The following is a 10984-nucleotide window of genomic DNA, read 5'->3' as shown; positions in this document are numbered from 1 at the left end:
GGGATTCTCCAGGCGCATCCATTGGATTTTTGGGGATCGGCCGCGGTCCGGGGGCCGGTATCTAGCGGTAAACGCCAGGGCAGCGCAACGGTCACGCAGGGATGGCGGGCATGCGGCGCGAGGCCGAACCCGTCCGCTATCCGGACCGGTCCGCAGCGCCGCCGAACGCCGCCTTCAGCGCCGCTGCCATGTCGGCGCGCTGGAACGGCTTGGGCAGATGCGGTCCGGACCAAGGCCGCTCGCCGGCTTCGGGTTCGGTCGGATCGGCATGGCCGCTCATGGTGATGATCTTGAGGCCGGGCCGGCGCGCCAGAGCAAGGCGGGCGAGCTTCCAGCCGTCGATCTCGCCCGGCAGGCCGATATCGGTGATCAGCCCATCGAACTGCTCCGGCCCGTCGAGCACGGCGAGCGCGGCCTCCGCATCGGCGGTGGCGACGACCTCGCAATCGAGCAGGCGCAGCATGGCCGCCAGGCTGCGGCGCAGGTCGTCGTAATCTTCGACCAGAAGGATCCGACGGTGCGGAGCCTCCGGCGCTTCTGCCGGGCCGGGCGCTTGCGCCCGAGGGGGCGCCGTGCTGCGTCGGAACAGCAGGCGGATCGTGGTGCCGGTCCCGGGCGGCTCGGTGCCGGTCTCGATCTGCAGCCAGCCGCCGGATTGCCGCACGAAGCCGTAGACCATGCTGAGCCCGAGGCCGGTGCCCTGGCCGGCGGGCTTGGTGGTGAAGAACGGATCCAGCACGCGATAGAGAATGTCCGGCGCAATGCCTTCGCCGGTGTCCTGGACGGAGATGACGGCATAGTCGCCGGCCGGTACCGGGTCGGGCCAATCGATCTCGTGCTCCTGGACGCAGGTCGCGGCGAGCGAGATGGTGAGGCGCCCCCCTTTCGACATCGCATCGCGTGCATTGAGCGCGAGGTTCAACAGCGCATTCTGCAACTGTGCCCCGTCGAGCTCGGCGGCGATCGGCTCTCCGCCGGCCCGGATCAGCACGGAGATCTGTTCCGGCATGATGCGCTGCAGCAGCCGCCCGAGCTCGTGCAGCTCCCCGCCCAGATCCAGTGGCCGCGGCATCAGCGGCTGGCGCCGCGCGATGGCGAGCAGCCGGCTGGTCAGCTCCGCGCCGCGCCCGGCCGCCTGCAGCGACAGCTCGATCATCTCCTTCAGCAGGCGATCGCTGGCGGCACGCGGCGCCGCGCTTTCCAGGTTGAGCGTGATGACCGCCAGCAGGTTGTTGAAATCGTGCGCGATGCCGCCGGTGAGCTGGCCCAGCGCCTGCAGCTTCTGTGCCTCGCGCAACTGCATGTCCAGCTGCTTGCGTTGCGTGATGTCGCGTACCGTTCCGATGAAGCGGCCGGTCCCGACCTCGCGCGGCAGTTCCGCCACCGCGAGATCGAGGTCGAACTCGCTGCCGTCCTTGCGCAGACCCTTCACCTCGCGGCCGGTGCCGATCACCTTGGCCTGCCGCGTGCGCAGATAGTCGACGAGATAGCGGTCGTGCTCAGAGCGATAGGGATCCGGCATCAGCACGTTGACGTTGCGGCCCACCAGCTCCGTCTCGGCGTAGCCGAACATATGCTCCGCCGACTTGTTGACCGTGACGATGGTTCCGTCCGCGCCGATCATGACGATGCCATCGACCGTTGCGTCCATCGCCGCCTTGAGTCGTGCCTCCGACGCGGCGAGTCGTTCCTCGGCAACAAGGCGATCGGTGACGTCGAACCTGAGCAGGATGCACCCGCCATCGCTCATGCGCCGCTCGTGCACCTCCATGGCGCGGCCGTTCGAGAGCCTGAGCACGAGGGGTGGCCCGGGATTTCTGTGCACGGCCATCCGCCAGGCGATCCAGCGCTCCGGCTCCGCGACCGCATCGACGAAAGCGCCGCGCGCCACCTGGCCACGCAGGGCCTCTTCGAACGACCGGCCCAGCAAGGGCTGCGCATCCTTCGCTTCGGGCATCTGGATCGCGGTGTTGCTGTTGGCCATCACGACCCGCTCATCGCGGTCAAATACGACGACGCCGGCCGGAATGCTCTCGATGGCTTCGAGAAGGCGGGCCTGCGCCACCTTGATGTCGCTGATATCGCGACCAACGCCGCGATAGCCGAGGAAGCCGTCGTCGCCCTCGAAATACGGCACGCCGCTGACCCGCAGCCAGCGCAGCCCCATCGGGCCATCGATCGGGAACTCGAAATCCTTGAACGGCAGGCGTGCTTCGATCAACCGCAGGAAGCCGGTTTCGGCTTCGGTCGCCTTCTGGCCGGGCCGCAATCCGATCCCACGCAGATCGCCGAATTCGCCCGACGCCTGGCCGAGTGTCTCCTCGAAATTGGACGAGGTCCAGGTGAAACGGAGCGAACCGTCGGTTTCCCACAGCCAGTCGGCGGAGGCGCTCATGAAATCCTGCAGGCGGCGCTCCGCCGCTGCCCGCGCGCTCACATCGCGTACCTGCGACATGACGCATTCGCGCCCGTCGATGGTGAGCAGGTCGTGACTGGTCTCGACCTCGAAGGTAGATCCGTCGCGACGGCGATGCCGCCAGCGCCCCTCTCGGGCCGGCTCGCCGCCCCAACCCTGATGCGCCGCGAGCAGCGCCGGTACCTCCTCGGGCGGCCGGATGTCCTTCAACGTCAGATGCCGGAACTCTTCGCGCGAGAAGCCGTAGGTCCTGACCGCCGCCTCGTTCACCTCCAGAAATGCCAGGGTCACGCGATCGAACACCCAGATGGGATCCGGGTTGCGCTGGAACAGCAGGCGATAGCGCGCCTCGGATTCGGCAAGGCGTCGTTCTGCCTCCAGCCGCGCCGTGATGTCGAAACGCAGCACGATGTAGCCGCCGTCGCGCAGGCGCCGCTCGTGTATCTCGAGCGTATGGCCGTCGGCATAGGTGATCGGGATCGGGTCCCCCGGATGGCGATGCGCTGCCAGCCGCTCGGCAATCCAGCGCTCCGGATCCTGGCGCGCGGCGGGGATCTCGCCGCGCTCGACCAGCGCCCGCAGGATATCCTCGAAGTGGCCGCGGGATTCGATGCCGGCATCGGCACGCGGCAGCATGGCGCGGTTGCGCGCGTTCTCCAGGACCACCCGATCTTCGGCATCGAGTATGCGGACGCCGGCCGGAATGCTCTCGAGGGCGTCGATCAGCCGCCCCTGGATCGTCTTCAGGTCGGTGATGTCCTGGCCGACGCCGCGATAGCCGAGGAAGATTCTGTCGGCATCGAAATACGGCACGCCGCTGGTGCGCACCCAGCGCGGGCCGGAAGGGGTTTCGCGCAGGTACTCGAAATCCTTGAAGGGCCGGCGCGCGGCAATCTCCGCCTGGTGCACCGCCAAGCCGGCCGGATTGGTGCCGGGGACGACGAAGTCCTCGCGCCGCTTGCCGTAATGCGAGGCGGGCGATACGCCGAGGATCTGCTCGACATTGGGGGACAGCCAGATCATGCGAAGGTCTGCATCCGTCTCCCACATCCAGTCCGCCGAGGCGGCGACGAAATCGGCCAGCCGGCGCTCGGCGGCGATGCGCGCACTGACATCGCGCGCCAGTGCCAGGCCGACGATGCGGCCGTCGAGATCGAACGAGTCGTGGCTGACCTCGACATCGAGGACCGAGCCGTCCTTCCGGCGATGCTGCCGCGCACCGCCGTCGCCGCCGGTCTGCGCACCGGCATCGCGCAGATCCGCCATGCTCATGCGGAGAAACTCGTCCCGGGCATAGCCATAGGCCGCGACTGCCGCGGCGTTGACGTCGAGGATGGCGCCGGAGCCCTGGTCGAACATCCACATCGGGTCCGGATTGCGCTCGAACAGCAGTCGGTAGCGGCCGGCATCGGCCTCGAGGCGTGTCTCGACGCTCTCACGGCGCCGCACGGCGCGGTATGCGACGCCGCCGAGCAGCCCCAGGAACACGATCAGGACGCCGACGCCGATCGCGCCCGTACGCATCGATTGCTGCCAGGACGCGGTAATGAAGGCCTCCGGCAGGGAGACCGCGACATAGAGCGGCTGGCCCGGCACCCGCCAGACCGCGGTAACTCTTTGCAGCCCATCCAGACGGCTGACATGCCGAACCACGCCGTCGCGCTCGACGATCAAGGTGGCGCGCGTTGCCGGGCCGTCGGCGACCGAGCTACCGACGGCGCCCGGCACCGCCGGCACGCGCAGCAGCACCACGGCATCGTCGCGTAGCAGCGTAATGGCGCCGCCCTCGCCCAGGCGAAGCGAACCGAACAGGCGGATGAAGTGGTCGGGATCGAGATCGCCCCCCGCCATGCCGGTCAGGCTGCCGTCCGCCGCGCGCAATGCGCGGACGATGCGCAGCGGCCGGTTATGCTCGGTGCCGAGCTGGGGCGGCCGGTCGAACACGAATTGCCCGCCGGCGCTGCGCCGCACCGCCTGCAGCGTGTCGGAAGCGGCGATCATGGCATCGGGCCGCGGCGCATGCGGCGCGGCGTGCAGGATCCGTCCTTCGGTATCGCCGAGGGCGAGGCTGAGGAGCATCGGCATGGTCGCCCGGATCTGCTCCAGCCGCTGCGGAATGCCGATGCCGGACGCCCTGGCATACTCGTCCAGGTGGTCGTCAAGTTGTGCGCCGAGCGTGACGTCGAGCGTCTGCATGGCTTGCGATGTCTGCACCGCAAGGGCGTGCGCCAGGTTGCCCATGTTGCGCTCGGCGTCGGCGAAGGCCTGCTCGCGCAGCAGGCGCGCCATGCCGAAGCCCATGGCGCTCACCGCGAGAACCGCCGCGGCGCCGAGCGCAAGGGCAAACAAACTGGCCCGTCCCGGCGCCGGAAGGCGTCTGGATCCCGCCGGCATCCGCCGGTTGCCGTCTGCCCTGGCGTGCATCGCCATCCCCGTTCGACCCGCGATACTAGGCCGCCGCCGCGGAATCGCCAGACGTCGCCGTCATCGGGGATTTACCAAATGTTGCGAATCCGCGCGCTAATACGCGCCTGAATCCGGGGACGGCATGCGCTCGACGACGCGACCGACATCGAAGAAGAAGCCCTTGCTGACGCGAGGCTTTCTTGCCCCGCTCCTCGCGGCGGCGGTGGCCCTGTCTGGCCTGGCGGTGTTTCTCCGGCTGCTCCGTCCCGATCTCGCCCTGCTGAACGATCCGATCGTGGTCGGCGGCGCCGCAACGGCGCTGCTGCTCGCCGCCGCGGCGGCCTTCGTGCTGGCGCGGCCCGCGCCGGGGGACCGGCAGGCACTGGACGACGCGCTCGCGCGCGCCGAGACGAGCGAGGCGGCGCTGGCGCATGCCGCCGACCTCGTGACTCACGTGCTCGATGCGGTGGAGGCGCCCGTCTTCATCAAGGATCGCGACCGCCGCTTCGTGCTGGTGAACAAGGCCTTCTGCGATTATGTCGGCCGCCCGCGCGAGGAGTTGCGCGGCCAGCGCCGTGACGACCTGTTCCTGGCCGACGGCGCAGCGCCCGGGCAGGAGATCGTCACCGGCCGCGACGGCACGCAGCATGCCGTGCTGGCCGAGAATGCGATCTTCGCCGGCGATGACGTGGTGGTCGGCCTGGTCACCGACATCACCGACCGCCGGCGCGGCGAAGACGCGCTGCAGCTCGCCGCCTCCGTGTTCGAGCACAGCGCGGAAGGCATCATGGTCACCGATGCGGCCAACCGCATCGTGCGGGTCAACCGCGCCTTCTGCGAGATCAGCGGCTATACGGCGGAAGAGCTGATCGGCCGCGGCCCGTCGATGCTGGCATCGGGCCAGCACGGGCCCGACTTCTATGGCGCCCTGTGGCGCCGGCTGGCGGAGGAGGGCCACTGGGAAGGCGAGGTGATCAATCGCCGCAAGGGCGGTGCCGCCGCCGCCGAGTGGCTGAGCATATCGGCGGTGGGCGACGACCGGGGCCGCGCCCATCGCTATGTCGCCATCTATGGCGAGATCACCGAGCGCAAGGCCGGCGAGGTGCGCACGCGCTATCTGGCCCAGCACGATGTTCTGACCGGCCTCGTCAACCGCAACCTGCTCGGCGACCGCCTGAACGGCGCCGTTCTGCAGGCACAGCGCGGCGGCCGGCGGGTCGCGCTGCTGACCATCGATCTCGACCGCTTCCGGCCGATCAACGACCGGCTCGGCCATCTCGCCGGCGATCACCTGCTGCGCGCGGTGGGGCGGCGTCTCGTCGGCGCGGTGCGCCGCATCGACACTGTCGCCCGCCTTGGCGGCGACCGCTTCGGCATCGTCCTGCTCGGCATCCATGGCGCCGCCGATGCGGCGCTGGTGGCCGACCGGCTGATCGGGCGCCTGGAGGCACCGTTCGAGCTGGACGGCCAGGCGGTGCAGCTCAGTGCCAGCGTCGGCATCACCCTGGATGACGAGAGCGGCAACGATGTCGAGGCGCTGCTGGCGGCTTCCGAAGCCGCCATGCGACGCGCCAAGCAGGCCGGCGGGATGGTCTATGCCTTCTCGGCCGCGAAATCCCCGGCCCTGGCGGAAGCGCCGGCCGCCTGAACCTTGCGTCTCACCGCGGCGACCAGCCGGGCGGCGCCATCTCGAAACGGTCGAACTCGAATCCCGGCGCCACCGTGCAGCCGACCAGCGCCCATTCGCCGATCGGCTCGGCCGCCTGCCAGGCGCCGGCCGGCACGACCGCCTGCGGCCGCTCGCCGGCGGCAAGGTCGGGGCCGAGCATCAGGGTGGCGACCGGCCGCTCCGGTTCGGCCACGTAAAGCGCCAGCGCGCCGCCGGCATAGTGATGCCACACCTCGGCCGCATCGACGCGGTGCCAGTGCGAGCGCTCGCCCCGGTGCAGCAGGTAGTAGATCGCCGTCGAATGCGCCCGGCGGCCGCGGCCGGCGGCATCGCGGAACGTCTCGCGGTAATGGCCGCCTTCGGGATGCGGCTCGAGCTGCAGCAGGCGGATGACGTCGCCGGGCGTAAGGCCTGGCGGGCTCACGCCGGGATGGTCGACTGATAGGACGGCCGCCTGGCGAATTCCTCGTGCCACTTGGCGAGCTTCGGCCGGCCCTGACGCCATTCGTCGCCGGGGAAACGGAAGTCGAGATAGCCGAGCGCCACGGCGGTGGCGATGGTGCCGATATTGACGCCGGCAAGCTGATCCGCCGTGCTCTCCCAGGCATCGCAGATCTGGCGGATCATCCGTTCGCGGCTGGCGAGGAATTCCTTCGACTGCCGCTCCGGCGCGCGCAAGGTCTCCTGGCGGCGCGGCACGGCGGCGTCGCACAGGCCGTCGGCCAGCGCCTGCAGCTTGAGCACGCGGAAGCGGGCCAGGCCCGAGGCGGGGAACAGCTTGTTGCCGCCGATCGAGTCCAGGTATTCGCAGATCACCCGGCTGTCGAACAGCACCAGGCCGTCATCCAGCTCCAGCGCCGGGATGCGGTGAATCGGATTGACCTTGCCATAGGCCTCCTCGGTCTGCGGCGAGGTGAGCCGGAGCTCGATCTTCGGCAGCAGGCCGAGCTCGTTGGCGCAGATGACGACCTTGCGGGCATAAGGCGATGCCGGCGACTGGTAGAGCTTCAACGTATCCTCCCCGATGCGATGTTCAGAACTTGTCCTTGCGCCGCCGCGTCTCGCCGAACACGGCCACGAGGTCGTTGGCGGGCAGGCCGAGCGTCTTCTGCAGCAGCGGCGAATCCGGCCGGAGGAACGGATTGGTCGCCTTCTCCTCGCCCAAGGTCGAGGGCACGGTCGGCTCGCCGCGGGCGCGCATCTCGTTGATCTTCGCCGCGCGGGCCGCCAGCGCCGCATTGTCCGGCTCCACCGTCACGGCGAAGCGCGCGTTCGACTGCGTGTATTCATGCGCGCAATAGACGCGCGTCGCATCGGGCAGGCGTCGCAGCTTGGCGAGCGAGGACCACATCTGCTCCATCGTGCCCTCGAACACCCGGCCGCAGCCGAGCGCGAACAAGGTGTCGCCGCAGAACAGCGCGTTGTCGTCGGCGAACCAGTAGGCGATATGACCGCTGGTGTGGCCCGGCACGTCGAAGACCTGTGCCTTGGCCTCGCCGAACATGTAGCTGTCGCCGTCGCCGACCTCGATCTCGATGCCGGGGATGCGGGCGCGATCGGCGCGCGGGCCGACGATCACGCAGCCGGTCGCCTGCTTGATCGTCAGGTTGCCGCCGACATGGTCGGCGTGGTGATGCGTGTTCAGGATATGGGTGATTTTCCAGCCGCGCGCCTTCGCCGCCTCCAGCGGCGCATCCGCCACCGCCGGATCGACCACCGCGACCGCGCCGCTCGCGCTCTCGCGCACGAGCCAGACGTAGTTGTCCTGCAGGACAGGAAGCCGAACGATTTCGAGTGCCATGAAGGAAGAATAGCAGCCGGCCGATCCGGTTGCAGCCTTCGATCACATGAGAGTGTTGGCTAGATTCCTGCATCGATTCGGCAAGCGACACGGATAGGGCGGTCACGATGCGCAAGATCTACCTGGCGGGGCCCGACATCTTCCTGCCCAACGGGCGGGAGATCGGCGATCTGAAGATCCGGCTCTGCGCCGAGTTCGGCTTCGAGGGGCTGTATCCGCTCGACAACGGCGCCGATCTGACCGACGCGCTCGACATCTTCAAGGGCGATGTCGCCCTGATGCGCTGGGCCGATATCGGCCTGTTCAACCTGACGCCGTTCCGCGGGCCGAGCGCCGATGCCGGCACCGTGTTCGAGCTCGGCTTCATGTACGCGCTGGGCAAGCAGGTCGCCGGCTATTCCGCCGTGCCGGGCCCGTATCACCTGCGGGTCGAAAGCCCGGATGGCGGCAGGCACGACCGCGACGGGCTGGAGATCGAGGATTTCGGCCGCTTCGACAACCTGATGATCGCCGACGCGATCGCGTCGACCGGCGGCGCCTTCATTGCCGACGACGAGCAGGGCAGGGCGACGCTCGCCGCGCTCGGTGCCTTCCGCCGCGCTTTGCAGTCGCTCGCCGCTATTTGAATACGACGGTCTTGCGGCCGTTGATGAAAATGCGGCGCTCCACATGCCAGGTGACGGCGCGGGCCAGCACCACGCTTTCGATATCGCGCCCGGCCGCGGCGAGCGCCTCCGGCCCCATGGTGTGATCGACGCGGGCGGTCTCCTGCTCGATGATCGGGCCTTCGTCCAGGTCGCCGGTGACGTAATGCGCCGTCGCGCCGATCAGCTTGACGCCGCGCTTATGCGCCTGCTGGTACGGCAGCGCGCCCTTGAAGCTCGGCAGGAAGGAATGGTGGATATTGATCGCCCGTCCGGTCAGGCCGCGCGCGAGCTCGGGCGACAGGATCTGCATGTAGCGGGCGAGCACCACGAGGTCGATCCGTTCGCTCTCGATCAGGGCGGTGAGCCTGGCTTCCGCCGCCCCTTTGGTCGCGGCGCTCACCGGGATGTGGTGATAGGGGATGCCCTGCGCCTCGGCGCGCTTCGCCCAGTCGGGGTGATTGGCGACGATGGCCGGGATCTCGATTCGTAGCGCGCCGGTATCCCACCGGTACAGCAGGTCGTTCAGGCAGTGGCCGAACTTCGACACCATGACGAGGACGCGCGGCCGCTCGGCCAGATCATGCATCTGCCATTCCATGGCGAAACGCGCCGCGACGCTTGCGAAGTCGCGCCGCACCGTGCCGACTTCGCGGCCGCCGCGCACATCCTCGAAGGCAACGCGCATGAAGAAGAGACCCGTCTCCGCGTCGCCGAACTGCGCCGATTCCCGAATGTTGAAACCGTTATCGGCCAGGAAAGTCGCTACGCCGGCGACGATGCCGGGGCGGTCCTTGCAGGCCAGCGTGAGGACCAGGCTCATGCCGCGCTCGCCAGCGCCGCGCCGAAGCGATCCGGCGTCAGCTCGTCGATCGCGACGGCCGGCGCGCGGGCTTGCACGAGATCGGCGACCAGCTCGCCGGTGACGACAGAGAGGCAGATGCCGTCGCCTTCGTGCCCGGTGGCCACGATCAGGTTCGGCACCCGCGCCGACCGGCCGATCACCGGCTTCTTGTCCGGCATATAGGGGCGCAGGCCGGCGAAAGTGCGCAGCACCGGCACCTTGGCGAGGGCCGGCAGGCGCCGGACCGCCTCGGTCACGATGGCGCGGATGCCCTCCGCCGTCACGCGCCGGTCGAACCCGGCGAAGCTGCGCGTCGAGCCCAGGATGTATTGGCCGAGCGCGTTCGGCTCCAGGCAGAAGCCGTGGCCCAGCCGCATCAACGGATCGTCGGAGCTTTCGGCGGCTTCGGGATTGGCCTTGGCGACGATATAGGTCGCCGACATCAGGTAATGCCGCGCCAGGCCCGGCGCGCGCGCCGTCACCACCAACTCGCCGCGCCGCGGCACGATCGGGATCTCGAGGCCGAGCCTGGCGGCGACCTCGCCGCTCCACACCCCGCCCGCCAGCACGAACTGTTCCGCGACGACGCGGCATTTCGCCGTCTCGACCGCGCGGAGGCGGTCGCCATCGCGCTCGAACCCCGTCACCGGCGCGTCCCACAGCGCGACGGCGCCGCGCTCGATCGCGCGCTCCACCATGCCGATGGTCATCAGATAGGGGTTGACGATCGCCTCGGCCGGGCAGTGAAAGGCGCCGTGCAGCGCCGGCGACAGGCGCGGCTCGCGCGCCAGCATCGCCGCGCGGTCGAGAAAGCGCATGTCGAAGCCGAAATCGCGCACGCCGGCGGCGCGCGCCTCGAGCTCGGGCAAGGTCGCGGGATCCTCCACCAGCAACAGGCCGCCGGCCGTGCGGTACTCGACGTCGCGGGCGAGATCGGCGACCACTTCCGGATAGAGCCGCTTGGAGCGCGCCGCCAGCGCCATCACCACGCCCGGCTTCTTCGACGAGATCGAGACATAGCCGTCGCAGGCGCCGGAGGTGCCGGCCGCCGGCTGGCGCGCGTCGACCACCGCGACCTTCAGGCCACGGCGCGTCAACCACCAGGCGCAGGCGGCCCCGATGATGCCGCCGCCGATGATGGCGATATCGACCCTCGTCTCCTGCATTGCCCCGTTCTCCACGGCGCTTAGGATCGGTGCCGCAG

At 69.3% G+C, this 10984-nt stretch carries 8 protein-coding genes; 2 read left to right on the top strand and 6 right to left on the bottom strand.

What is annotated here, in order from left to right; all coding sequences use genetic code 11:
• Nucleotides 1-136: 136 nt before the first annotated feature.
• Complete coding sequence (locus tag DT074_RS15435) at nucleotides 137-4765, bottom strand: PAS domain S-box protein (protein ID WP_162914930.1); 4629 nt, start codon at nucleotides 4763-4765, stop codon at nucleotides 137-139.
• Nucleotides 4766-4964: 199 nt separating this feature from the next.
• Between DT074_RS15435 and DT074_RS15430 the strand changes: the two genes are divergently transcribed.
• Nucleotides 4965-6470 (top strand): diguanylate cyclase domain-containing protein, encoded by a 1506-nt coding sequence (locus DT074_RS15430; RefSeq protein ID WP_119420752.1) that lies wholly within the window; start codon nucleotides 4965-4967, stop codon nucleotides 6468-6470.
• A 10-nt stretch (nucleotides 6471-6480) separates the two neighbouring features.
• On the opposite strand, the gene DT074_RS15425 is transcribed toward DT074_RS15430, so the two are convergent.
• Genes DT074_RS15425 through gloB form a run of 3 tightly spaced genes read right to left on the bottom strand, consistent with a single transcriptional unit; the run spans nucleotide 6481 to nucleotide 8292 of the window.
• Entirely contained in the window at nucleotides 6481-6915 is a 435-nt protein-coding gene (locus DT074_RS15425; protein ID WP_368744692.1) for a cupin domain-containing protein, read from the bottom strand.
• Nucleotides 6912-7502 carry a glutathione S-transferase family protein gene (locus tag DT074_RS15420; RefSeq protein WP_119420750.1) on the bottom strand — a complete coding sequence of 197 codons (591 nt, stop codon included), beginning with the start codon at nucleotides 7500-7502 and terminating at the stop codon, nucleotides 6912-6914. The genes DT074_RS15425 and DT074_RS15420 overlap by 4 nt, the downstream gene beginning before the upstream one ends.
• 22 nt (nucleotides 7503-7524) lie before the next feature.
• Nucleotides 7525-8292: a hydroxyacylglutathione hydrolase gene (gene gloB / locus DT074_RS15415; RefSeq protein WP_119420749.1), complete on the bottom strand. Its 768-nt coding sequence runs from the start codon at nucleotides 8290-8292 to the stop codon at nucleotides 7525-7527.
• A gap of 107 nt (nucleotides 8293-8399) precedes the next feature.
• Here gloB and DT074_RS15410 point away from each other — a divergent pair, with 107 nt between their 5' ends.
• The gene (locus DT074_RS15410) at nucleotides 8400-8918 is read left to right on the top strand and encodes a nucleoside 2-deoxyribosyltransferase (RefSeq protein ID WP_119420748.1); all 519 of its coding nucleotides are present in this window, start codon (nucleotides 8400-8402) and stop codon (nucleotides 8916-8918) included.
• On the opposite strand, the gene purU is transcribed toward DT074_RS15410, so the two are convergent.
• Nucleotides 8911-9759: a formyltetrahydrofolate deformylase gene (gene purU, locus DT074_RS15405; protein WP_119420747.1), complete on the bottom strand. Its 849-nt coding sequence runs from the start codon at nucleotides 9757-9759 to the stop codon at nucleotides 8911-8913. The two genes, DT074_RS15410 and purU, sit on opposite strands and share 8 nt — an antisense overlap.
• A complete protein-coding gene (locus DT074_RS15400) occupies nucleotides 9756-10946 on the bottom strand; it encodes an NAD(P)/FAD-dependent oxidoreductase (RefSeq protein ID WP_119420746.1) in 1191 nt (396 codons plus the stop codon). The genes purU and DT074_RS15400 overlap by 4 nt, the downstream gene beginning before the upstream one ends.
• Nucleotides 10947-10984 lie beyond the last annotated feature (38 nt).

Source organism: Desertibaculum subflavum (assembly GCA_003576705.1).
Classification (GTDB): domain Bacteria; phylum Pseudomonadota; class Alphaproteobacteria; order Ferrovibrionales; family Ferrovibrionaceae; genus Desertibaculum; species Desertibaculum subflavum.
The sequence above is the reverse complement of the archived record's forward strand: the minus strand, read 5'-3'. Positions and strand labels throughout refer to the sequence as shown.

Excerpts from the sequence above, each read along its gene's own strand:
- DT074_RS15430 (WP_119420752.1), top strand. The coding sequence starts at position 4,965 with ATGCGCTCGACGACGCGACCGACATCGAAGAAGAAGCCCTTGCTGACG.
- gloB (WP_119420749.1), bottom strand. The coding sequence starts at position 8,292 with ATGGCACTCGAAATCGTTCGGCTTCCTGTCCTGCAGGACAACTACGTC.
- DT074_RS15410 (WP_119420748.1), top strand. The coding sequence starts at position 8,400 with ATGCGCAAGATCTACCTGGCGGGGCCCGACATCTTCCTGCCCAACGGG.
- purU (WP_119420747.1), bottom strand. The coding sequence starts at position 9,759 with ATGAGCCTGGTCCTCACGCTGGCCTGCAAGGACCGCCCCGGCATCGTC.
- DT074_RS15400 (WP_119420746.1), bottom strand. The coding sequence starts at position 10,946 with ATGCAGGAGACGAGGGTCGATATCGCCATCATCGGCGGCGGCATCATC.